The organism is Streptomyces griseorubiginosus (assembly GCF_001514195.1).
Taxonomy (GTDB): domain Bacteria; phylum Actinomycetota; class Actinomycetes; order Streptomycetales; family Streptomycetaceae; genus Streptomyces; species Streptomyces griseorubiginosus.
This window is the reverse complement of record NZ_KQ948741.1, coordinates 75,546-96,534: the sequence shown is the minus strand read 5'-3', so window position 1 is coordinate 96,534 and position 20,989 is coordinate 75,546. Positions and strand designations below refer to the sequence as shown.

At 69.5% G+C, this 20,989-nt stretch carries 23 protein-coding genes, 1 tRNA gene and 1 pseudogene; 7 read left to right on the top strand and 18 right to left on the bottom strand.

Annotation, left to right across the window (positions count from 1 at the left end):
* Nucleotides 1-44: 44 nt before the first annotated feature.
* Nucleotides 45-1,007: a Yip1 family protein gene (locus AQJ54_RS30575; RefSeq protein WP_062242594.1), complete on the top strand. Its 963-nt coding sequence runs from the start codon at nt 45-47 to the stop codon at nt 1,005-1,007.
* 68 nt (nt 1,008-1,075) lie between these two features.
* Here AQJ54_RS30575 and AQJ54_RS30570 read toward each other — a convergent pair whose 3' ends face one another.
* Both AQJ54_RS30570 and AQJ54_RS30565 read right to left on the bottom strand, forming a co-directional pair.
* Complete coding sequence (locus AQJ54_RS30570; RefSeq protein WP_062242591.1) at nt 1,076-1,552, bottom strand: hypothetical protein; 477 nt, start codon at nt 1,550-1,552, stop codon at nt 1,076-1,078.
* On the bottom strand, nt 1,549-5,496 hold the full coding sequence (locus AQJ54_RS30565; protein ID WP_248845464.1) for a polymorphic toxin-type HINT domain-containing protein: 3,948 nt from the start codon (nt 5,494-5,496) through the stop codon (nt 1,549-1,551). The genes AQJ54_RS30570 and AQJ54_RS30565 overlap by 4 nt, the downstream gene beginning before the upstream one ends.
* Nucleotides 5,497-5,998: 502 nt before the next feature.
* Here AQJ54_RS30565 and AQJ54_RS30560 point away from each other — a divergent pair.
* A complete protein-coding gene (locus AQJ54_RS30560) occupies nt 5,999-6,478 on the top strand; it encodes a hypothetical protein (protein ID WP_243659500.1) in 480 nt (159 codons plus the stop codon).
* 56 nt (nt 6,479-6,534) lie between these two features.
* Nucleotides 6,535-8,748 carry a S1 family peptidase gene (locus AQJ54_RS30555; RefSeq protein WP_062242588.1) on the top strand — a complete coding sequence of 738 codons (2,214 nt, stop codon included), beginning with the start codon at nt 6,535-6,537 and terminating at the stop codon, nt 8,746-8,748.
* A 396-nt stretch (nt 8,749-9,144) separates the two neighbouring features.
* On the opposite strand, the gene AQJ54_RS30550 is transcribed toward AQJ54_RS30555, so the two are convergent.
* From AQJ54_RS30550 to AQJ54_RS30505, 12 genes are all read right to left on the bottom strand, one after another.
* On the bottom strand, nt 9,145-10,566 hold the full coding sequence (locus tag AQJ54_RS30550) for a recombinase family protein (protein ID WP_062242585.1): 1,422 nt from the start codon (nt 10,564-10,566) through the stop codon (nt 9,145-9,147).
* Nucleotides 10,567-10,568: 2 nt separating this feature from the next.
* Nucleotides 10,569-10,706, bottom strand: a complete 138-nt coding sequence (locus tag AQJ54_RS45770; RefSeq protein WP_159055566.1) for a hypothetical protein — start codon at nt 10,704-10,706, stop codon at nt 10,569-10,571.
* Nucleotides 10,690-12,120, bottom strand: a complete 1,431-nt coding sequence (repSA, locus tag AQJ54_RS30545; protein WP_062242582.1) for a replication initiator protein RepSA — start codon at nt 12,118-12,120, stop codon at nt 10,690-10,692. Before repSA ends, AQJ54_RS45770 begins: the two co-directional genes overlap by 17 nt.
* Nucleotides 12,120-12,329, bottom strand: a complete 210-nt coding sequence (locus AQJ54_RS30540; protein ID WP_062242578.1) for a hypothetical protein — start codon at nt 12,327-12,329, stop codon at nt 12,120-12,122. Before AQJ54_RS30540 ends, repSA begins: the two co-directional genes overlap by 1 nt.
* Before the next feature lie 5 nt (nt 12,330-12,334).
* A complete protein-coding gene (locus AQJ54_RS30535) occupies nt 12,335-12,514 on the bottom strand; it encodes a hypothetical protein (RefSeq protein ID WP_062242575.1) in 180 nt (59 codons plus the stop codon).
* Between the two features lie 94 nt (nt 12,515-12,608).
* Complete coding sequence (locus tag AQJ54_RS30530) at nt 12,609-12,824, bottom strand: hypothetical protein (RefSeq protein WP_062242572.1); 216 nt, start codon at nt 12,822-12,824, stop codon at nt 12,609-12,611.
* 1 nt (nt 12,825) lies between these two features.
* The gene (locus AQJ54_RS30525) at nt 12,826-13,134 is read right to left on the bottom strand and encodes a hypothetical protein (RefSeq protein ID WP_062242570.1); all 309 of its coding nucleotides are present in this window, start codon (nt 13,132-13,134) and stop codon (nt 12,826-12,828) included.
* Between the two features lie 24 nt (nt 13,135-13,158).
* The gene (locus AQJ54_RS46205; protein ID WP_169808255.1) at nt 13,159-13,314 is read right to left on the bottom strand and encodes a hypothetical protein; all 156 of its coding nucleotides are present in this window, start codon (nt 13,312-13,314) and stop codon (nt 13,159-13,161) included.
* Nucleotides 13,315-13,329: 15 nt separating this feature from the next.
* Nucleotides 13,330-13,518 carry a mobile element transfer protein gene (locus AQJ54_RS30520; RefSeq protein WP_062242567.1) on the bottom strand — a complete coding sequence of 63 codons (189 nt, stop codon included), beginning with the start codon at nt 13,516-13,518 and terminating at the stop codon, nt 13,330-13,332.
* 19 nt (nt 13,519-13,537) lie between these two features.
* Nucleotides 13,538-14,191: a DUF2637 domain-containing protein gene (locus AQJ54_RS30515; protein ID WP_062242564.1), complete on the bottom strand. Its 654-nt coding sequence runs from the start codon at nt 14,189-14,191 to the stop codon at nt 13,538-13,540.
* Nucleotides 14,192-14,206: 15 nt separating this feature from the next.
* Nucleotides 14,207-15,526: an FtsK/SpoIIIE domain-containing protein gene (locus tag AQJ54_RS30510; RefSeq protein ID WP_062242561.1), complete on the bottom strand. Its 1,320-nt coding sequence runs from the start codon at nt 15,524-15,526 to the stop codon at nt 14,207-14,209.
* A 2-nt stretch (nt 15,527-15,528) separates the two neighbouring features.
* Nucleotides 15,529-15,858, bottom strand: coding sequence for an SCO3933 family regulatory protein (locus AQJ54_RS30505; RefSeq protein ID WP_062243035.1), 330 nt, complete (start codon nt 15,856-15,858; stop codon nt 15,529-15,531).
* A 190-nt stretch (nt 15,859-16,048) separates the two neighbouring features.
* Here AQJ54_RS30505 and AQJ54_RS30500 point away from each other — a divergent pair, with 190 nt between their 5' ends.
* Nucleotides 16,049-16,807, top strand: a complete 759-nt coding sequence (locus AQJ54_RS30500; protein ID WP_062242559.1) for a GntR family transcriptional regulator — start codon at nt 16,049-16,051, stop codon at nt 16,805-16,807.
* A gap of 836 nt (nt 16,808-17,643) precedes the next feature.
* Here AQJ54_RS30500 and AQJ54_RS47450 read toward each other — a convergent pair.
* The 3 genes from AQJ54_RS47450 to dcd all read right to left on the bottom strand — a co-directional run bounded on the left by AQJ54_RS47450 (nt 17,644) and on the right by dcd (nt 19,023).
* Complete coding sequence (locus AQJ54_RS47450; protein ID WP_282959639.1) at nt 17,644-17,775, bottom strand: hypothetical protein; 132 nt, start codon at nt 17,773-17,775, stop codon at nt 17,644-17,646.
* Between the two features lie 160 nt (nt 17,776-17,935).
* On the bottom strand, nt 17,936-18,451 hold the full coding sequence (locus AQJ54_RS30495; protein WP_062242555.1) for a phosphoribosyltransferase: 516 nt from the start codon (nt 18,449-18,451) through the stop codon (nt 17,936-17,938).
* Nucleotides 18,448-19,023 carry a dCTP deaminase gene (gene dcd / locus AQJ54_RS30490; protein WP_062025921.1) on the bottom strand — a complete coding sequence of 192 codons (576 nt, stop codon included), beginning with the start codon at nt 19,021-19,023 and terminating at the stop codon, nt 18,448-18,450. The genes AQJ54_RS30495 and dcd overlap by 4 nt, the downstream gene beginning before the upstream one ends.
* Before the next feature lie 516 nt (nt 19,024-19,539).
* On the opposite strand from dcd, the gene AQJ54_RS30485 reads away from it, so the two are divergent.
* Nucleotides 19,540-19,613: transfer RNA gene (locus AQJ54_RS30485), tRNA-Gly, on the top strand.
* Nucleotides 19,614-19,662: 49 nt separating this feature from the next.
* Here the strand turns inward: AQJ54_RS30485 and AQJ54_RS30480 are convergent.
* Nucleotides 19,663-19,947: pseudogene (locus AQJ54_RS30480) on the bottom strand (tyrosine-type recombinase/integrase); the annotation flags it as partial.
* Nucleotides 19,948-19,979: 32 nt separating this feature from the next.
* Here AQJ54_RS30480 and AQJ54_RS30475 point away from each other — a divergent pair.
* Together AQJ54_RS30475 and AQJ54_RS30470 are read left to right on the top strand one after the other, a co-directional pair.
* Nucleotides 19,980-20,354: a hypothetical protein gene (locus AQJ54_RS30475; protein ID WP_062243031.1), complete on the top strand. Its 375-nt coding sequence runs from the start codon at nt 19,980-19,982 to the stop codon at nt 20,352-20,354.
* Between the two features lie 59 nt (nt 20,355-20,413).
* Nucleotides 20,414-20,677, top strand: coding sequence for a hypothetical protein (locus AQJ54_RS30470; protein WP_169808254.1), 264 nt, complete (start codon nt 20,414-20,416; stop codon nt 20,675-20,677).
* Nucleotides 20,678-20,989 lie beyond the last annotated feature (312 nt).

The window sequence follows — 20,989 nt, the reverse complement described above, 5'->3', positions numbered from 1 at the left end:
CTCGGGGGATTCCCCGCGAGGCCTTCAGGGATTCCCCGTAAGGGATGTCACAGCTCGGCAGCAAAGCCGTCCCCGAGACGCCGGGCCGGGCACGCGGCTCCCTGGGACCAGGTACGTTCGAAGGCGTGGCTGGATTCAGGATCGGACGGGGCCGGGACAACGGCGCTCCTCACGCGCGACCGCAACAACCTCCCTACGGGCAGCAGCAGGCGCCCCAGGGACAGCCGTCGTACGGCTATCCCCCCGCGCCGCAGCCCCACCCGGGGCAGTGGACCCAGGGCGGCGGCCGGGGCTACGACGAGCCGGAGTACTTCGGCGACGGCGGCGGCGCCCCGCACCCGCAGGGCGGCCATGACCCGTACGCGGCGAACAACCCGGGCCACACCCAGGCGTTCTCGGTCGGCGAGGACCCCTACAACCAGGGCGGCACCTACCGTGCCGGCTCGGCCCCGGCGGGCCCCATCGGCCCCCGTCTGCACTGGAAGGAGCTGCTGAAGGGCATCGTGCTCTCGCCCCAGCAGACCTTCCTCCGGATGCGGGACTACTCGATGTGGGGCCCGGCCCTCGTCGTGACGTTCCTCTACGGCCTGCTCGCGGTCTTCGGCTTCGAGGACGCCCGCAAGGACGCGATCAACGCGACCCTGTCGAACGCGATCCCGATCGTCCTCACGACCGCCGTCGCGATGGCCCTGTCCGCCTTCGTCCTGGGCGTCGTCACCCACGCCCTGGCCCGCCAGCTCGGCGGCGACGGCGCCTGGCAGCCGACGGTCGGCCTCTCCATGCTGATCATGTCCCTCACGGACGCGCCCCGCCTGATCGTGGCCATGTTCTTCGGCGGCGACGCGGGCTTCGTCCAGCTCCTGGGCTGGGCCACCTGGGTGGCGGCCGGCGCGCTCCTCACCCTGATGGTCTCCAAGTCCCACGACCTCCCCTGGCCGAAGGCCCTGGGCGCCTCGGCGATCCAGCTGATCGCCCTGCTGTCGATCGTGAAGCTGGGGACCTTCTAGGCCCCCGTGCTCGCGGCGTCATCACGACGAAGGGCTCCCGGTGATCACCGGGAGCCCTTCGTGTGCCGTCAGGCCGGGAAGTCGCGGTCGAGAGCCGACCGCACCTCGCCGATCTCACGCGTCCAGCGCTCGCTCTCCAGCGTCTCGTGCTCCCAGACGACCACGGGCTCACCGCCGGCCACGCAGTAGCCGTACACCTGGCGCGCGATGTCGGACGTGAAGAGGTGGTCGAAGTGGAAGGCCCCCTCGAACGTCAGCCAGGCGATGCCGTCGGCGTGCGCGGCGGCCCTGCGCAGGCACTCCCGCAGACGGCCGGGGAACTCCGGGTCGTCCAGGCTCTGCTCCGCGACCGTGAGGTCGTACTCCAGGACCGTCGCTCGCCTCTCCTGGGGCTCGGCGGACATCTCGAAGCGCTCGATCTCCTGCGGACGCACGCCGGAGATCTCGAACTCGGCCCCGTCCAGGGGGGTTTCGACCCGCCCGAGGGTGAAGAGGATGACGACCGCGGGACCACTCCAGGTGATCGCGTCCTTGAGCGAACTCACAGCATGCCCCACTCCCGTAGTTTCTTCAGATTCGGCAGCATCCCGGTGATCATCTTGCCTTGGTACGGCCCTTCCGTCGCCACGATGATCGCCACCACCTGACCGTTGATCCTCTTGACAAAGGCCCTGGCCTGAGTGTTGCCGGTCTTCCACGGGAACGTCTTGTCCGGCGCCGTCAGGACCTGCGAGTAGTTGTCCTGGAAGTACTTGAGCTGAGAGGCGACGCTGCCCTTTTTGGGGATGACCCCCTGCTCGATGAGGTGCCGGATGGCGTGGCCGCCCCCCTTGTTCATCCCGGTGAAGACGTCCCCCACCGTGTCCGCCGTGAACCCGATCGGGCAGCTCGCGTTGTGCACCAGGACAGGGGTGTCGCCCGCCAGCACGTAGTACGTGTTGAAGTCGGCGACGGTCATGTTGTGGACCCGCTGCTCCTCCGCGGCCCACGCCCGGCTCGCGCCCACCGTCGCGGCGGCGCCGGAGTCGGTGCGCAGCACGGAGCCGGACGTGAGGTCCCCCGCGTCGACCCAGGTGCCCCGGTCACCGCCCGCCCAGAACGGATGGTTGTCGGTGGCGACCACCGAGCCCGTGGACCGGCCGTCGGGACCGGTGACCGGGACCTCGACCAGGTTCTTGCGTCCGGTGCTGTCGATGGTCGCGCGGACCCGCTTCGCCTCGGTGCGGCCCGTCCGCGGGTCGGTCGAGACGACCCGGTCGCCGATCCGGACGTCCTCGATCTCCTCGGTACGGCCGCCGACCATCAGCACCCGGGTGCCCGGCACGAAGCTGGCCTTCCCGCAGTGCAGCTTCTTCAGGAACTTGAGCTTGAGGGCGCTGAGGGCGAGACCCGACAGACACGAGGGCTTCTTGTTCTGGAGACAGTCCTCGATCTCGTCGGCACCGATGTACCAGGCGATCAGGCGGTCGAGCGTGGTGCTGGTGATGCAGCCCATGCCGCCCGCGCCGTCACCGCCGCAGACCAGCATCGTCTCGCCCGGCTTCAGGTCCCCGTTCTCCAGGACGATGGAGCGGTAGTCCACCAGCCGCCGCTCGAGGGCGGCGCGCAGCTCGTTGTCGCTGAGCGGCTTGCTGGTCTCCAGCTTCGCCTCGTCCTGGATCTGCTTCTTCAGCTCCGCGACCAGCAGATCGGCCGCGGTCTTCATCGCCTCGCCGGCCGCCTTCGCGGCGGCGGCGGAGTCGGCCTCGGCCGCCAGCTTGGACAGACCGGCCTGGTAGGCGGAGTTGTTGGCCTCCAGGGAGTAGCCGTAGGCGATGGCGGCGGAGTGCTGGGCGCGTTCCGCCGAGCGGGCCGCCGAGCGTGCGTCCGCCTGCGCCGAGGCGGCCGCGTTGCGTGCCTTCCTCGCGGACTCGGCCGCCTCGGCGGCGGAGGCCTCCGCCTGGTCGGCGGACTTGTCGGCCTGTTCGGCGTACGTGTTGGCCCGCTTGGCCGCGTCATCGGCCGCGGTGGCCCATTCGGTGGCCTTGGCGGCGTCCTTGCGGGCCTGGGCGGCCACCTTCTGCGCGTCCGCGGCGTCCTTCTGCGCGAGCGCCGCCGACTTGTAGGCGGCCTGGAGCAGGATGTTGACCTCGGCGAGGTGGGCGGCCGCGTTGGCGTCCCGCTGCCGCGCCTGGTGGAGGCCGATCTCCAGGAAGGGCCGCAGCCCGGACGCGGGACCCGACAGCACGGCCTGGGCCGCGGCCCGCACCTCGGGGCCGCCTTCGGCGAGTGCCTCGCTGACCGCGACGCGGTCGTCGTCCTCCTGGGCCGCGTACTGCCCGGTCTCCAGGAACGCCGCCAGGTCGGCGGCGGTGCCGTCCAGGGCCCGGCTCGCCGCGGCCTTCACGCCCGGACCGCCCTCGGCGGCGATCTTGCCGACGGCGACCCGGTCGTCGTCCTCCTTGCCCGGGTAGGCACGGGTGCGCAGCCAGGCCCGCACCTCGCCGATCGGCTTGTCCAGCACGTCCAGCGCGGCCTGCCGCTGCGCCGGGATCGTGGAGGTCGTGGCGATGTGGCCGACGCTCGCGCGGTCGTCCTGTTCCATCGCGACGGCCAGCCGGACGCGGACGAAGTCGGCCACGTCGTCGTCGCTGCCGGCGAGCGCGTCCTCAGCGGCGTCCTTCACCCAGGTCCCGCCGCTGCTCAGCAGGTTGACCGCGGCCCGGCGTCCCTTGGCCGCGGTGACCGAGAGATCGGTGGCGGCGGCCGCCTCGGTGACCAACTGCTCCGTCTGCGCGCCGAGTTCCTGGGCCTTGCCGATCTCCCACTGGGAGGCGGCGACCTTCTCGTCGTGAGCCTCGGCGGCCTCCTCGGCGGCCAGGACCGCCTCGTCCTGCTGCTGCGCCAGCCGCTCGGTGTCGGCCTTGCGGGCCAGCTCCACCACGGTCGAGGCCTGCTCGGCGGCCGTCATCGCACGGTTCGCGGCCTCGGTGGCCGCGTTGGCCGCGTCGGTGGACGCCTTGGCCGCGTCCACTGCCTGACCAGCGGCGTCCGCGGCCTTGTTCGCGGCGATCGCCGCGGCCTCGGCGTGCGCCGCGGTCTCGTTGGCCGCGTCACGCGACTGCCGGGCGGCCGTGGCGGCCTGCCGGGCGTTGGACTGCGCGGAGGCGGCGGCGCGACTGGCCTGGTCGGCGAGCCGCTTGGCCTTGGCGGCCGCGGCGGCCGCCTCCTCGCCCTTGGCGCCCGCCTCTCCGGCCCACCGGCCGGCGTCCGCGGCGGCGGCAGCGGCAGCCGCCGCGTTCGCCCCGGCGCTGGCCGCGGCACCTGCCGCGGTGGCCGCCTGCTCGGCGGCGATACCGGCCTGGTCGGCAGCGTCGGCCGCCTTGCGGGCGCCCGCGGCGGCGGCGTTCGCCTTGTCCGCGGCCTTACGGGCCGCGGCGGCTCGTGACGCGTCACCGGCAGCGGCACCGGCTGCGGCCCTCGCCGCGCTCGCGGCACCGCCGGCCTGACCGGCGGCGTAGGCCGCCTGCGCGGCCGCAGAGGCCGCCATGCGCGCCGTCGCGTTCGCCGCCGCCGCCGCGGAGACCGCCGTACGCGCCGCCTGCGCGGCCCGGTCGGCGGCGGCCGCCGCACGGGAGGCGGCCGCGGCCGCCCGGCCCGCCGACTCCTTCGACTCCTGCGCCTCGGCTGCCGCTTCCTGCGCCGCGGCCTTTGCCGCCTGGGTGGCCTTCGCCGCCTTGGCGGCCTCCTCCTTGGCGGTCTCGGTCAGTTCCTTGGCCCGCTTCTGCGCCGTGTCGGCGAGGTCGGCGAGCTGCGCGACGGTGATCGTCTCCTGGTCACGCGCGGCCGCCACCGCCCAGCCGTCGTCGAGGAACTGCTGTACGTCCTCGTCCGTGCCGTCCAGGGCCTGTCCCGCGAGCAGCTTCACGTTCGGGCCGCCCGTGTACAGCAGCCTGCCGACCTTGACCCGGTTGTCGTCGGCGCGCGCCTTGTACTGCCCGGTGGTCAAGAACGCGCTCACGTCGTCGGCCGTGCCGTTCAGCGCCGTGTTGGCCGCCTTCTTCACGCCCGGACCGCCGAAGGCCATGACCTGCGCGGCCTGGACCCGCTGGTCCTCCTCGTAGGCCGCGATGTAGCCGTCGTCCAGGAAGGCCTGGAGCTCCGTCTCACCGCCGCCCAGCGCGGTGTTGGCTCCCTCGCGCACCGACGGGCCGCCGATGGCCATGATCTGCGCGACCTCGACCCGCAGGTCCTCGAGCTGCGCGGCCGGCAGGTCCTGATCCATGAACGTCTGGACGTCGTCGATCGAACCCAGCAGCGCCGCCTCGGCCTCGCGCCGGACGCCCTCGCCGCCGTGCTCCCACTCGATGAGGACGTCGGCCCGGCTGTACGCCGGTGCCGTGTCCTCAGCCGCGGCGGGGCGCAGATCGATGCCCAGGACCATCACCAGGGCTATCAGCGCCGCCACGGAGCCGCGCCATGCCGGCGCGGTCCGCAATCTGCCACTCAACGTGTTTCTCCCTCGCCGAGCACGGGGGCCGAAAGAAGTGACACATTTGCGTACGCCATCACACGCCCCCCCGCGCTAACTCGTCAGTCTTTAACTGCACCTTACATTTTTCCTACTCAATTCATGCCCCGCATTCATCTCGGCCGACCCCTATGCCCGACTTATCGCGCATCCTCCCAGCATTTTCGTTATCCTTTCTCAATAAGCGCCCGTACAACCCTTTACGAACGTGAGGGACCTCACCCGCTACTGTCAACACTCGTCCCATTTGGGGGAGTTCACGAAGTGGACAGGTTCCCGAACGCGGGGTTGCATAGCCGCTCAAGCAGTTTTCCGGCGGATGGTCAGGGGGCCATTTCATCGCCGGGAGTGGGGGACTGCATTTATCCGAGGCGTGCCTTCACACCCGTGCGCGAAATGCGTTATCCACCATTCCCCGCCCGGAATGAGGAATGTGATGAAGGGACGTTTTCGCATGCCGTCGAGGTATCGAAGAAGACTCATGGGCACCGCCGCGGCCGCCCTGACCGCCGGGGCCCTGGCATGGGCCGCGGTGACCGGGAGCGGTGGCGCTTCCGGCGCGACGGCCCCGGTGGCCGGCGAAGCCCCCGGTTACGCCGTCGAGAACTTCAACTACCCGCAGGCGGACAAGATCCTGGCCGAGAAGAAGATCCTGCTCAAGCGCGGGGACGGCCACATCACGCTCGCGGACTGCACGAGCGGCACCGGGCAGCTGGAGGTCCAGGCGCGCGACAAGAGCAAGGTCTGCTTCGACGTCAAGGGCACCTCGGGCTGGCTGACGCTGGAGCTGCCCTCGGTCTACCTCATCCGCGGCAACGACTACAGCACCGAGGCCGACATGACGGTCGGCAGCGAGCAGCAGTCGTACGACATCGCCAAGAACACCTGGACCCCGGTGGGCGAGAGCGCGGACGAACAGGCCCGCGAGTGGACGCTCCTGGAGCTCCGCACCGCCAAGTAGCGCCTTGGCCGAGCTCGTCTGCCCGATCCGCCACCACCCACCAGGGAACCGACTTCATGACACACGCCAGACCCGCGCGCCTCACCGCGCTGGCCGCCACGCTGACCCTCGGCTCCGCCGTGCTCGCGGCGGGCCCCGCCGCCGCCGTGAGCGGCCCCGCCGTCGGCTCGGCCGACACCACCTACGCCTACACGGCCCAGATCACCGTCGGCGAGAACGACCGCGGCTGCTCGGGCGTCCTCGTCGACCGCGAGTGGCTGCTGACCGCGGCCAGTTGCTTCGTCGCCGACCCCGCCGCCGGCCTCACCGTGCCCGCGGGCAAGCCGGCCACCAGGACCACCGCGGTCATCGGCCGCTCCGACCTGACCGGCACGGCCGGCGCCGCCCGCCAGATCGTCCAGCTGGTCCCGCGCACCGACCGCGACGCCGTCCTGGCCCGTCTGAACCGCCCGGTCACCAACGTCACGCCGATCGCCCTGGCCACCGCCGCGCCCACCGCCGGTGAGACCCTCACCCTCGCCGGCTACGGCCGCACCGCCACCGAATGGGCGCCGCTCAGCCTCCACACCGGCGGCTTCTCGGTCGACTCGTCCGCCGCCACCACGGCCACCGTCACCGGCAAGAACGGCGTGGCCGCGTGCATGGGTGACACCGGCGGCCCCCTGGTCCGCGGCACGGGCGGAACCGCCCAGCTCGCCGCCCTGGCCAGCCAGTCGTACCAGGGCGGTTGTTACGGCATCGACGCGAGCGAGACCCGTACCGGCGGGATCGCCGCCCGCGTGGACGACCTCGGCTCCTGGGTGAGCGCCACCACCGGCGCGGTCCGCGTCACCGACTTCAACTGCGACGGCGTCGAGGACATCGCGATCTCCGACCCGCGCGCGACCGTCGGCGGCGTCGGCGCGGCCGGCCTGATCCGGATCGTCTACGGCGGCGGCAAGGGCACCGCCGAGATCAACCAGGACCTCGACTGGGTTCCCGGAGCCGCCGAGGCCAGCGACTGGTTCGGCGAGTCCCTGTCCACCGTCGACTGGAACGAGGACGGCTGCACCGATCTGGTCGTGGGCACCCCGGCCGAGGACCTCGGCTCGGTGGCCGACGCCGGCATGATCGACATCCTGCACGGCGCCCCGGGCGGCCTCGGCACCGGCGCGGTGAAGAACGTCCACTTCGAGGAGGCCTCCGGCACCGGCGCCCTGGCCGGATCCGTCATCCAGGCCGGCGACCGCTTCGGCGACTCCATCGCCGCGGGCGCCACCGCCGCGGGCGAGCCGTTCGTGGTCAGCGGTGCGCCGGGCGAGACCGTGAGCGGCAAGGCCAAGGCCGGCGCCGCCTTCTACATCCGTCCCAGCACCAACGCCGTCTTCCACCAGGACAGCACCGACGTGCCCGGCGCGGCGGAGGCGAACGACGGCTTCGGCAGCGCGGTCGCGGCCGACGCCAACTTCTTCGCCGTCGGTGCGCCCGGTGAGACCATCGGCGCCGACGCGGGCGCGGGCAACCTGGCGGTCTTCAGCCACACCCTGACCTCGGCGGGCCTGCCCACTCCGAAGTTCGGCCTCGACCAGGACCTGGACACCGTGGCCGGCGGCGCCGAGGCGGGCGACCAGTTCGGCTACTCCCTGGCCATCGCCCCGTACCGGCCCTCCGGTGCGACCAGTGCCACCGACTCGATCCTCGCGGTCGGCGCCCCCGGTGAGGACCTCGACATCGACGGCGTCGCCAAGGCCGACGCGGGCAACGCGATGACCTTCCGCATCACCGCCGCGGGCACCTTCAGCCAGCTCAACACCATCTCGCAGGGCACCGGCGACGACGACGTGACCGGCACCGCGGAGGCGGGGGACCGGATGGGCGCGGCCCTGACCGCGATCAACACGGCACCGCGCGCGGTGAGCACCACGGCGACGATGAAGCTGGCCGTGGGCGTGCCCAACGAGGCCATCGACACGGCGGACAACGCGGGCGCGGTGCACACGTTCTCGCTCCTGGGCGCCCCCGGCGCCAACGACCGTTGGCTGGAGGCGGGCGACGGCGACGGCATCCCCACGGCCCCCGGCGCCAACCAGCAGCTCGGCACGAGCATCCACTACACGGGCACCAAGCTGTACGTCGGCCTGCCCCTGGGCCCGTCCACCTACGGCACCCTGTACGCCCTGCCCCTGTCCAACGTCACCGCGGGCGGCACGGTCGCCCCGGTGACCACGTACCAGCCCGGCACGGGCGGCCTCCCGGCAGCGGGCGACCGCTTCGGCTACGCGGCACGGTAACCCGCCGCCTCACCCCACCACGGAAAGGGCCCTCGACCTGCGTCGAGGGCCCTTTCCCGGCGTGGGTCCTGGTCCGGGACGATCGAGTGCTGGTGCGGGAGACCGCCGAGGAACTGCACACGGCGACGGTGCCGGTCCCGGCACGGGATACCCCCGCAGGAGCTGAGGGAGAACTCCCGACTCAGACTGCTTCGCGGTTGCCCTTGGGCGCCTCGCCCGACCTGTGCACCGGAGGCAGAACGCTCCAGGCGTACTTGACTGAATGAGGGTAGTCGTCGACTCCCTATATACGCAGGTCAGCGTCACGCCCGGCTGATCGGTACTGATGCAGAACGCAAGGACGCGAGGCTGGCAGATGCACAGCCCCGCGTCCGTGGTCAGTGGTCGTGAATCAGGTCAACGCCACACCGGTTCGATCAAGCTGGGGTCGAACTTGCGCCGTCCCCTCCCGGCGGGGTGGATCAAGACTGCCGAGAGGCTGTGCAAGATCAAGGCTTGTTGACGCTCGAGGGGGAGCGCCAAGAAGTCTTCGACGGTATCGACGTGCAGGGACACCGCTTGCTGACGCTTCTTACTGAAGCGCGCTCGTTCCACCTTCAGCTCATCGCGCCGACGCTCCAGGTCCGGTAGCAGTTGGAGCAGCGTGGACACGGTGATCTCTTTAGCCTTCGCGGCCTGTGTCAGGGCAGCGATGTCCGCCTCGACGTCGGCCAACTCGGAGGCATTCGACCACGGTTCGGCCTCTTCGACAGTACTGCTCGCAGCTCGTTCACGCTGCTCAGCCAGGACGAGACTGATGACGAATTCATCGACGGCTTCCCCGGCACGGCCGACCCCTCCGCAGCCACCATTGACGACGGAGCACTGATAGCTGAACTTGGGCCCGGTTGAGCCCGGCTTACGACGCCTATTGACCTGGCCTCGGATCTTGGCGTGGCAGAGCCCGCAGCGAGCGATTCCGGAGAGCAGATACTTCCGGGCGAGGGAGCGGCCAGGGTACTTCTGCTTGCGCTCCAAGACCACGGCGCACACGGCCTCCCACTCCTCAACGGTGTTGATGGTTTCCCATTCGCCGATGACTGATAGCCCGTCGTCGTCGAGGAGGACTTCACCGTGATAGGTGCGGTATCCGCACAACCTAGGGTTGGTCAGCATGTGTTCCACGAGGTGATGAGGGAGCCGGGTAGTCCCCTCGCGGGTGTGGCCGATCCCCCGACGCTGCCAGTCCGTTCGGATGGTTCCGATCCGTACGCCAGCGAGTAGCTCTTTCTGGGCAGCGCGGATGTGCTCGGCGGCGACGGGGTCGACCTTGCGCCCGCCCTTGAGCCACCCGTAAGGAGCTGGGCCACCGCTGGGCTTCCCTTGTCGCGCGAGTTCGAGGTGCTTGCGCTGGATACGGCGGGACGCGTCGTGCGACGACTTGTTGGCGAACGCCACCATGACTCGGGCCATCGTGCGACCATCCGCCGTCCCCAGGTTCACGTCATTGGTGACCGTGGCGAACACAAGCCGCTTGCGCCCGTCGTACATGTCGATGAGCCGCTCAAGGTCTTTCGGCTGACGCGCGAGCCGATCAAGGTCATAGGCCACGACCCCGTCAATCAGCCCGTCCGCCAGGTCGCTCAGCATCAGCTCGAACTCAGGCCGCCGCACGTTCCGCTTGTACGCCGACACGTCGTTGTCCTCATAGATTCTTGCCACGGCCCAGCCCCGGAGGTCCGTCAAGCGTTCACAATCCTCGCGTTGCCGCGTGACCCCGAGGCCGTCGCCCTCGTCATCCCGAGAGATTCGCGTATAGACCGCGATCTTGGGGACCATGACTAGGCCTTGCCTTGCAGGACGAGGAGGCGCTGCACCCACTCTTCGTCCCTCACCGGGGCACGTCGGAGATGCTGTGCGATCCACTCGTCCTTCGTCATCACGGTCTTGCGGGGCGTCTTCTCAGCAGTGCGAGTCATCGAGATCACCTCCATTCAGGTCGGCGAGGGCTTCGCGTGCGGCTTCCCGGTTGTGTTGGAGGTCGCGGCGGATGTTGGCGGCGAGCCAGGATTCGCCGGGGGTGTGGCCGTGTCCGGCGTAGGACCAGTGGGCGAGGGTGAGCGTGGTGGCCTCCGGGTTGTCGTCGGGGTCGGGCAGGCCGAGGGCTTCGCGTTGCTGGGCGGCGCGGTAGTCGGCGCGGGTCTGGCGGAGGGCGCCCAACGTGGTGGAGTAGCGGCGGGACTTGGTGGAGAAGTGGCCGCGGAAGCCGAGCATGTGGGCCCAGTCCCGCAGCTTCCGGTCCGGATAGAACGGGTGCAGGTCGAGGCAGGCCGCGATCAGCCGGGCGGGGTGGTCGGGCACGTCGAGCAGGACCAGCGCTTCCTTGTTGCCGATCCGGCGATCAACGGTGCCGGTGGTCTCGGCTGCTTTGGTGGCGTACTTGGCGACGTAGGCGGCGACCTTCTGTTCGGTGACGTCCTCGCCGTCGCCGAAGGCTTTGATGGGCTGGACATCGAGCTTGACGCCCCAGCGCAGGGTGCGGGCCGGTTCGACGCGGGCAGGCTGGTCGGGGTCCGGCCGATAGGAGGCCGCGGGGACGTCGACGGCAACGCGCTTGCGGGCGGCGCGGATCGCTCCGGTGAGGAGTTCGAGGGTGCCCCAGGCTGGGGGCGGGGAGTCCGGCCCGTCCGGTCCGTCGAAGCGGATCACGGCATGGAAGTGCACGGCCCCGCGCTTCTGGTACTCAGCGACCTTGCCGAAGGAGATCCGGGACTGTTCCTTCGCGTCCTTCTGCGTGAGCCCGGCCCGCTTGGCGATCTCACGGCGCAGGTAGATCGTGAAGTAGCGCCACAGCTCGGAGGCGTGGTTGTTCCACAGCACCGCGCCCGCGTAGTCGTAGGTCGCCGGGTTCAGCGGGGTGCCCAGCTCGGGGGCGTCCTCGGGGTGGCGTACGCCGCAGCGGCAGCGGCCGGTGTCGGGCCGGTTGTGGACCGGGCCGAACGAGGGTGCGGTGAGGGTGGCGAAGACCCGGGGATGGTCCCGGATCGTGTGTGGGGTGCCTTTGGCGGGGTCGCCGACGAGTCCGGCGCGGATGAGGTGGTAGGTGTCTCCGGCGTAGGTCCAGGCGCAGGCGGGGCAGCGGGAGGCCCGCCGGTTGCCGCATGCGATCCGCAGGCGTCCGCCGGGCTCGGTGTCAGTCGAGTAGGTGTGCAGGACCTGTCCGGAGGTAGCGTCGCGGGTGACCGTCGTGCCTTGCAGGTGGATGGGGTCGGAGCAGCCGCCGGTGCGGCGGATCTGGTCTTGGATGCGGTCGAAGCCGTCAGACCCGGCCAGCCTCAGCACGTCGGCGAGGGTGGCCGGGTCCAGGCCCGCCATGGTGGCGGTGTCGGTCATCAGCGGCTACCTCGGTGGGCGGGTCCGTGGTGGGCGGTGTAGTCGTCGACCAGGGCCTTGACGTCCGCGTTGCCGTTGGCGTGGTCCTCGGCACCACAGCCGCCGCAGACGTAGTCGCCCTGAGAGCGGCTGTGCTTGGTGGCGGCCTTGACGCGCAGGCCGGGGCTTTCCTCGGTCGGGGTGAGGTCGGCGGGGAGCTTGCGGAACATGCCCGTCACCTCCCGGCCCGGATGAGGGCGGCGGCGGTGCTGCGGCCGGTGCCCTTGCAGGTGGAGCAGGTGACGGTGAGGGTGGCGCGGGTGCCGTCGTCGTTGCGGGTGCCGGTGGTGATGGCGACGGCGGGGAAGCCGTCGCAGTCGCGGCAGACGGGCGTGTTCAGGGCGTGCTGGGGCATGATGAGACTTCCCTTTCGGGTCCTTTGGATCTGGAAGTGGTCCAGGCGCCCGGGGCGGCGGAAGTTTGGCGACCGAGGCCGCCCCGGGGGCCGTTTAGCGGCGGGAGTAGCCGTGCCCGCGCGGCGGGTAGGCGTCGGTGTCGCCGCAGTCGTCGACGAGGCCCTGAGCGTTCGCGGTGGCCAGCAGCGATCCGGCGACCACGGCCGTGAAGTCGTCGACCGGTCCGGACCTCAGGTCGACCGCGATGTCGGCGAGCATGTGCTGAGTCAGATCGCGGTCAGCCTTCTCGGGGTTGCTGAAGAAGCCCATGTCAGCGGTTCCTTTCGGAGTTGAGGATCGAGCGGATGACGAGCGCGCACACGGCCACCGACATGCCGGTGATGGCGACCGCGAGGAGCATGGAGACGAGGACCGCGCCGACGACGAGGACCACGGCGCCGCCGCCCGCGGCGAGGGCGAGCGCGCTGCCGGGGGTGAGCTGGACGACCGGCCGGTTCGAGGAGACCGGGGCCAGGGCCGGGGCGGCGGGGGCCGCCGGGGCGGGGAGGTCGGACGCCGGGAGCGGCATGGTGTTGGCCGGCGGGGCGGTGTCCTGGGGCGGGTACTTCGGGGTGAACACGGGTGATGTCCCTTCGGGCCGGGGTTACTTGACGAGGGAGTCGACGGTGGGGCCGAGGAAGCTTCCGGCGACGAGGTAGCCGCCGAGCAGGAGCAGGACCACCAGCCAGATCGGTGGGCGGGTGAGCTTGATGCCGAGGTAGCCGACGACGATCACGGCGAGCCAGAGCGGAACGTCCATGACGGGGTCTCCCTTTCAGGCCTTGCAGCGGTGGGTCTGGGCGGCGAGTTCGGCGGCGGAGCGGTCGGTGTAGTCGGCGGAGAAGCCGCAGCCCGGCGCGGTGCACGCCGCGGTGTGCTTCTCACGGCCACGGCCGTCGTAGTACGTGCCGACCTGCACGGGGCCGAAGCGGCGCCGGTCACGGAAGCGGCGATAGGCGGTCACGGGCGAACGTCCCTTCAGATCAGGTGAGTTGGAGTTGAGCGGCGATGGCACCCGCCATAGGGGCGGGCAGTTGGAGCCGGGCCGACAGAGCGTCAGCGGGCATCGGCGATCCGGTGGAAGCGCGGTGTGCGTCGGCGATCTTCCGCGCGTGATCCAGCAACGCGACCGGAACCGCGGGCACATCGGCCGGGGGGACCTCGGGTGCGGCGGGTGCCAGTTCCGGCACCGGGGCCGGGACGGGTTCGTCGTCGCGCTGCATGTCGACGTCCAGCGCCGCCGGATCGTCCACAGCCTGTGCGGGAGCTGCCGGTTCAGTCGGCGAGTGCACGAGGAGGGTGCCACCGAGGAAGGCGAGCGCGGGCCAGCCAGCGACGAGGATGCGCAGCCAGGCGGGCACGTTCGCCAGATCTAGGAGCCCGGCGGTGGCGATGTTCGCGCCCAGCGAGGCGAACAGGGCGATCGTGAACCAGGTCCAGGCGGATCGGTCCCGGCGAGCCGAACGCAGCCGACGCCAGGCGGCGACCAGCAGCAGATCAACCGAGATCGGATAGGCCCAGGCCTTCCAGCCAGATTGCCCGGCGGCTTCGGCAAGGTCGTGCAGATGGGCGAAGGACAGCGCACCGGCGATCACAGCCTGGATCAGCACGGCGTCAGGGCGCAGAAGTCGGGTCATGATCCGTGCCTCCCTTCACTTGACCAGCGATGGAGCGTCGACGGCCGGGGCGGGAACGTGGGGCCGGAACGGGGCGAGGAACGGCAGGTCAGGCACCAGGTGCTCGAAGTCCCGGCAGGTCGCTGCGACCTTGTCGCGGGAGATCTGCGGTGTGCGGATCTTGCACCAGCCGCCGTCCGCATCCGTGGCCACGGCCGTACCGGGCCGGTTCGCGGGGATCACACAGGCGGTCGGGACCGCGGTCGGGGCCACGTCCTTCAGCCCCATCTCAGCCGTCTCCTTGTCGTTGACCCGGTGCACCACCCGGCCCGTGAGCTGAGCGCGGAGCATGGTGGCGCCCTTGCCCAGGTCTGAGCCGAAGCGCTGCCCGCAGATCTCCAGGTAGATGCCGACCGCGCGAGCCATCTGCGCGAGACGGATCAACGCCGTGACGATCCGTGTGCGGCGGTCCTCGTCCTCCTTGCGGGAGATCAGGAACAGTTCGGCGATCTCGTCGACCAGCACCACGACCGGCGCAGGCCGCAGGTCCTCGGGGAGTTCCCAGATGTCCGAGGCGCCGTGCAGGTTCAGCAGGTCGAAGCGGTCTTCCATCTCCGCCACCAGCACATCGGCCAGCGAGGCGGCATCATCCGGGTTGGTCGCCAGAGCGGACAGGCGGGGCGCGTAGGCGGACTGTTCCACCCCGCGCTTGCAGTCCATCCCCACCAGCGCGACCGGCAGTTGAGCCAGCCCGTTGATCAGGTTGCGCTGATACATGGACTTGCCGGAGAAGTTGGCTCCCAGCGTGAGCGCCATGGGGACCTTGCGGTAGTCCCGCTCGAACGCGGTCCCGTCATCGCGCAGCGCGACCGGGACGGCCATGTCGTGAGGCTGGGCCTTGCGCGGCATCCGCACCCGGCGCAGCACGTCATACCCGGTCATCCGCAGTTCGACGACGCCCGGCTTGACGACCACGACGCGCACCGCGTGCACACCCCAGGCGTGCCGAAGCCGCTCCGTCGAGGCGATCACGTCGGCAGGCTCCAGACCGGCCGGAAGCCGCAGGCTCACCCGCAGCCCGGTCGAGGTGGGCCGTATCCGGCGGATCTTCGGCGCTACCGGCTGCACCTCACGACGGGCCACGTTGCGCGCCATGAACGCCCGCAGGCCGGACGGCTGCACCGTCAGCCCGCACACGTCCATCGTCGAGCGGTACGAGTAGGAGAACCGGCCCCAGGTAGCGGGCAGACCGACCAGCGACCAGTACACGCGCGGCGCCCGGTACTTCGCGTACCCGAGACCGCCTGCCGCCGACGCGGCTCCCGTGGCCTCCAGCCACACCGTCCAGTCAGCCATGATCAGGCCACCGGGGTGATCGCGACCGCGCGGAACGAGATCCCGTGCCGCTTCTGGCCGTTGAACTCGTTCTCCCAGTCACGGGCCTTCAGGCCGATGACCTTGACCGGCATACCCGGCGCCAGACCCTCGGGGAGACCCGTCTCCGGCACGGTCACCTGGTAGAGGTTGCCCTCCCCCTCATCCGAGACCAGCAGACCCACGGTCGAAAGGCTCGCGTTGGTCTCCCGGTCCACGGCCCGCTCACCGGTCTTCTTGTTGACCATCTTCGGCTCCGGCGCGGTCGCGACGAACACCAACGCGGACGAAGTGTCGACCTTGAACGACGGCATGAGCACATCCCTCAGTTCATGGAGGTCGCCGTTCGCAACCTCTCTAGACATGTTCCAGTAGGCCACACGTCTCTAGAGACGTCAAGGGAATCTGTATAGAGATGTTGAGGGAGCGGGATCGCGGCTACACGAGAGGGCAGGCGTGGCATACATGGCCTAGGCTGTCTAGAGAAGAAGGGAGGGCTCCCGAATGACCACCACCGACGACGACCGTCGGCCGAAGTACCAGCGGATTGCGGACTCTCTACGCGAGGCGATCCGGTCGGGCGAGTACGGTCCCGGTGATCGGCTTCCGGGAGAGAACGACCTCATGGCCACCCATGGCGTGGCCCGCATGACGGCTCGCCAGGCCTTGAGCGTGTTGAAGGACGAGGGCATCGCCGAGTCCCGCAAGGGTGCCGGTGTCTTCGTGCGATCTTTCCGCCCCCTCCGGCGCCGCGGCATCCAGCGACTCGCGCAAGAGCAGTGGGGCAGCGGCCGGTCCATCTGGTCTGCCGACATCGAGAACCGCACGCTTGTCGTGGATCAGGTGGCGGTGTCCGAAGAAGAAGCACCGGAACGCATCGGACAGGTATTGGACCTGGGCGCCGACGACACCGTGTGCGTACGGCGGAGGCGGTTCGTCCTGGATGAGAAGCCCGTCCTTCTCGCGACGAGCTATCTCCCCACCTCGGTGGTGGCCGGGTCGGCGATCACTCAGGAAGACACGGGACCCGGCGGGACCTATGCCCGTCTTGCTGAACTTGGGTACAAGCCAGTGCACTTCCGCGAGGAGATCCGCTCCCGCATGCCCACGAAGCATGAGGCGGAACAGTTGAGCATCTCCGCAGGTACGCCGGTCATCCTCATTTGCCGGACCGCGTTCGCGGACGAGGGCCGCCCCGTCGAGATCAACGAAATGACGCTCGATGCCGCCTCTTACATCCTGGAGTACGACTTCGACGCGTAGGCCTGCGCGAGCTGTTACAGGTTTCTCTACCTCATCAAGGGCCCGCGCAAGCGCGGGCTGGCCCCTTGGGCCTGGCCCTCTGCGCCTTCGGCGCCGGGCCTGGCCCCTGGGGCCGCAAGCAAGTTACGGCCCTGGGTAGAACCTGGACACACAACGGCCACGGTCAGAACGAGCCTCCGGCGGGGGCGCTCAGGCTCCGAGATGGACGGGGCGCCGTTCGCGAGTGCCGGCCGAATGGTGGCGTGCGCGGGGGAGCTCCCATCCCGTCTGCCATCGACCCAGGCAGAGCCGAGCAGACGCGGCCCATGGCGTCCAGGTCGTTCGTACAGTGGCGCGCTCCACCTGGACGCCATGAACCACGCCCGCTCCACGGTGTGTGGGCCGACGGCAGACGGGATGGGAGCTGGGGGTTGGTGTTGCTGAAGCGATCAAGGGCCGGTGAGTCGCCGCCAGAGGAGACGAGACAAACGACGTACCCCGTTGGGGGGTCAGGTAAATTCACAAGTTCCACACTGTGGGAAACGACGTTTGTCCAGGTCAGTCCACAGTCTAGGTCCGACGGATACCACAGAGGGCCCGCTAGGACCAGACACAACCAAGGGCTATAGTCTGGGCTATAGACCTGTGAGGTTAATAGTCCACTGCTACTGACACAGTCGAAAAGTGGCACCGCATAGGACGTAAGCGGGCTCCAAGCAGAGGGGCTCGGCTCCGGTCTAGCCACCAGAGCCGAGCCCACGCGTGGAGTCGTTGAGCGGGTCCGGCCGACTAGGTAACGGCCGGGCCCGCTTTTCTAGGTCCTGCCATCGTCCGGCTCACAGCTCATCGTCGGCGCGCTAGCGCGCCAGCTGCTCCACACAGCCTGCGAGCGCCGTGATCACCGAGAGGATCGCGATCAGGATCTCGGCCTTTGTGGGGCCCCGTCCATCACCGCGGTCCGGCTCATCCGGCTTTCGCAGATCTGCCATGTCACACTTCCAGTCCGGTCGTGCTAACCCCTGGCGTACTGGGGGTCTTCGGCTCTTAGGTCCGAAGCTCGGGATGGACCGGAAGTGGACGGCAGAAGCATATCGGTCGCCGCCGACAACTACAGGAACACCCTCCGCGACGCCGAACGAGTGAGCGAATCTATAGCGCCTCCTTCGAGGGCACGACCGGCTCCCCCGACTTACGTACTACAGGCAAAACGCTCCACGGGAAGTTGATCCAGTCGTCCGTGCGCTTCCAGACGTACTCGCACTTCACCAGGGACTGGGTCTTCTCGTAGATGACCGCGGAGCGGACCTCGGCGACCGTGTCGAGGCAGAAGTCGCGGACCAGCTTGAGGGTCTTGCCGGTGTCGGCGACGTCGTCGGTGATCAGGACCTTCTTGGAGGAGAAGTCGATCGCGTTGGGGACGGGCGCGAGCATGACGGGCATGTCGAGGGTGGTCCCCACGCCGGTGTAGAACTCGACGTTCACCAGGTGGATGTTCTTGCAGTCCAGCGCGTAGGCGAGACCACCGGCGACGAAGACTCCGCCGCGGGCGATGGAGAGCACGATGTCGGGCTCGTAGCCGTCGTCGGCGATGGTCTGCGCGAGCTCGCGGACGGCGGTGCCGAACGCCTCGTAGGTGAGGTTCTCGCGGGCGGCGGAGGCGCTCATACCTGGGTCCGGTGGAAGTTGAGGAAGGACCGGGAGGCGGTCGGACCGCGCTGGCCCTGGTAGCGGGAGCCGTAGCGCTCGCTGCCGTAGGGGAAGTCGGCCGGCGAGGAGAGCCGGAACATGCACAGCTGGCCGATCTTCATCCCGGGCCACAGCTTGATGGGGAGCGTGGCCAGGTTGGAGAGCTCGAGGGTCACGTGCCCGGAGAAGCCGGGGTCGATGAAACCGGCCGTGGAGTGGGTGACGAGCCCGAGGCGCCCGAGGGAGGACTTGCCCTCCAGGCGGGAGGCGAGGTCGTCGGGCAGCGTGATGACCTCGTAGGTGGAGGCGAGCACGAACTCACCCGGGTGCAGGATGAACGGCTCGTCGCCCTCCGGCTCCACCAGCCGCGTCAGGTCGGACTGCTCGACGGACGGGTCGATGTGGGGGTACCGGTGGTTCTCGAACACCCGGAAGTACCGGTCCAGCCGTACGTCGATGCTGGACGGCTGCACCATGGATTCGTCGTAGGGATCGATCCGCACGCGCCCGGCGTCGATCTCGGTCCGGATGTCCTTGTCTGAGAGAAGCACGTCCCGAGGATACGCAAGGCGCGCGGACCGACCACAATCGGACGGTCCGCGCGCCCGGTACTGCTCACAGCGCTTTCTTGTCCTTCTAGTGCTTCTCCAAGGCCACCGGAACGACGCTTCTGAGCCGGGCACAGCGCGGACAGCGGACGAGCCGTCCGGGGCCGAGGCGCTCGGCCTGCTGCATCGGGAACGAAGCGGTACTGAACACGTGCCCATCGGCACAACGGACGACGGTGCGCTCCATCAAGTCCTAGAGTCCCTTCCCCAAGAGCCGCGTCGGGCTACTGCTCACCTGACGACAAATGCCACATTACGGGATGGGTGGGACGGCCCTCCAGGCGGCACTCCGGTCCCGCCCGGACCCTCTTCCACGCCTCCACCGTACGCCCCAACTCCCTTCCCCCGCAGCCCCGTCCCACCCCTGAGACGCACTCAGGCCCCACGGCTTCAGCGCCGGGGGCCTGGCATGAGGTAAGGTGACAGTGCGTCTCGACACCGGCCCGTCCGGCGTCTCGCGCGGGTGTAGTTTAGTGGTAGAACATCAGCTTCCCAAGCTGAGAGTGCGAGTTCGATTCTCGTCACCCGCTCCATGAAGAAGGCCCAGGTCAGAGACCCGGGCCTTTTTGCTGTGCGTGGTGATTAGCGGTCGCGTGCCAGATTCGTGCCAGAACGCTGATCATCCGCCGTGCCCGGTTGATCATCCGGCACACCAGCAGCTTCCTGGCGCGCCCTGCGTACGGTCGCGTCGAGCCCGGCAGCAACTTCCTGCTGTCGGTCGTCGTCGGAGTGCTGGTAGATCAGCGCCGCCTTCTCGGACGACTGGCCGGCACGGACCATCGTGTCCTTGAGGGTGGCACCCGAGCGGGTCGAGAACGTGTGTCCGGTGTGGCGGAGATAGTAGAAGCGGAAGCCCTCGGGGACGCCCCAGATCCCGGGGTCGGGGATTACCCGTGCTGATGGACAAGCCGCAGCGGGGCTACTGGTGTGAGTGCTGGACCGAAGACCCCGTCCAGGAGAAGCGGCCGGCCCTGTGGGCATCCTTCGACGCGTACTCGGCACCGCAGGCCGACAGATGGGTAGCGGTCGCACTGCGCACGATCTCACCGGCATTGGACGCCGACGCCTCACAGGAAGCCTCGGAGTGGCTGTACGACGGACGTATCGCGACGAGGAAGGCATTGCTGCGCGCTGGGCCCTGCGCAGTAATGCTCACCCAGGCCCACACCCGCATCACCTGGACGATCCGGCCTGTGATCTTCCTACCGCTGACACAGCGACGGGGCACTGAATTGCCGCCTTGTGCAGCCAAGTTCAAGCCCCACACCGGCTAGCAGACCGCTTGACTGCCCGGTCCTCAACTCCAGGCCGGGCCCCAGGCATGCTCAGCTTCATGAGCGCCTACAGCAGCGATCAGGACTTGAACGTCACCGATGCCACCGGGGAAGACGCCGAGGTAGACGTCGCAATCAACCTGTTGGACGGCAACGTGCGCCTGTCGGTGCTCTGGACCGATGTGATCTGCCTGCGCCCTGATGACGCCAAGGGCCCGCGCAAAACGCGGGCTGGCCCCTTGAGCCTGGCCCTCTGCGCCTTCGGCGCCGGGCCTGGCCCCTGGGGCCGCAAGCATGTTACGGCCCGGACGGTAGAGCCCTAGACGGGCAGGCCACGGTCAGAACGATGCCTCCGGCGGGGGATCAGCCGACACCGGGATGGAGGGCGCGCCGTACCCGACCGCAGGTCCGAAGTGGCGTGCGCAGGGAGCTCCCATCCCGACCACCGTCGACCCAGGCAGAGCCGAACAGACGCGGCCCATGGCGTCCAGGTCGTTCGTACAGTGGCGCGCTCCACCTGGACGCCATGAACCACGCCCACTCCACGGTGTGGGTCGACGGCGGACGGGATGGGAGCTGGGGTAAGTGGCGGGCTGAAGAAAACCCAGGCGCGTTGGGGCCCTAGACGCTCAAAA

Coding starts and splice junctions, on each gene's coding strand:
- AQJ54_RS30575 (WP_062242594.1), top strand. CDS start 45: ATGTCACAGCTCGGCAGCAAAGCCGTCCCCGAGACGCCGGGCCGGGCA.
- AQJ54_RS30560 (WP_243659500.1), top strand. CDS start 5,999: ATGGGCACCGCCGCGGCCGCCCTGACCGCCGGGGCCCTGGCATGGGCC.
- AQJ54_RS30555 (WP_062242588.1), top strand. CDS start 6,535: ATGACACACGCCAGACCCGCGCGCCTCACCGCGCTGGCCGCCACGCTG.
- AQJ54_RS30550 (WP_062242585.1), bottom strand. CDS start 10,566: ATGGTCCCCAAGATCGCGGTCTATACGCGAATCTCTCGGGATGACGAG.
- AQJ54_RS45770 (WP_159055566.1), bottom strand. CDS start 10,706: ATGACTCGCACTGCTGAGAAGACGCCCCGCAAGACCGTGATGACGAAG.
- repSA (WP_062242582.1), bottom strand. CDS start 12,120: ATGACCGACACCGCCACCATGGCGGGCCTGGACCCGGCCACCCTCGCC.
- AQJ54_RS30540 (WP_062242578.1), bottom strand. CDS start 12,329: ATGTTCCGCAAGCTCCCCGCCGACCTCACCCCGACCGAGGAAAGCCCC.
- AQJ54_RS30535 (WP_062242575.1), bottom strand. CDS start 12,514: ATGCCCCAGCACGCCCTGAACACGCCCGTCTGCCGCGACTGCGACGGC.
- AQJ54_RS30530 (WP_062242572.1), bottom strand. CDS start 12,824: ATGGGCTTCTTCAGCAACCCCGAGAAGGCTGACCGCGATCTGACTCAG.
- AQJ54_RS46205 (WP_169808255.1), bottom strand. CDS start 13,314: ATGGACGTTCCGCTCTGGCTCGCCGTGATCGTCGTCGGCTACCTCGGC.
- AQJ54_RS30515 (WP_062242564.1), bottom strand. CDS start 14,191: ATGACCCGACTTCTGCGCCCTGACGCCGTGCTGATCCAGGCTGTGATC.
- AQJ54_RS30510 (WP_062242561.1), bottom strand. CDS start 15,526: ATGGCTGACTGGACGGTGTGGCTGGAGGCCACGGGAGCCGCGTCGGCG.
- AQJ54_RS30505 (WP_062243035.1), bottom strand. CDS start 15,858: ATGCCGTCGTTCAAGGTCGACACTTCGTCCGCGTTGGTGTTCGTCGCG.
- AQJ54_RS30500 (WP_062242559.1), top strand. CDS start 16,049: ATGACCACCACCGACGACGACCGTCGGCCGAAGTACCAGCGGATTGCG.
- AQJ54_RS47450 (WP_282959639.1), bottom strand. CDS start 17,775: ATGGCAGATCTGCGAAAGCCGGATGAGCCGGACCGCGGTGATGGACGG.
- AQJ54_RS30495 (WP_062242555.1), bottom strand. CDS start 18,451: ATGAGCGCCTCCGCCGCCCGCGAGAACCTCACCTACGAGGCGTTCGGC.
- AQJ54_RS30475 (WP_062243031.1), top strand. CDS start 19,980: ATGGACAAGCCGCAGCGGGGCTACTGGTGTGAGTGCTGGACCGAAGAC.
- AQJ54_RS30470 (WP_169808254.1), top strand. CDS start 20,414: ATGAGCGCCTACAGCAGCGATCAGGACTTGAACGTCACCGATGCCACC.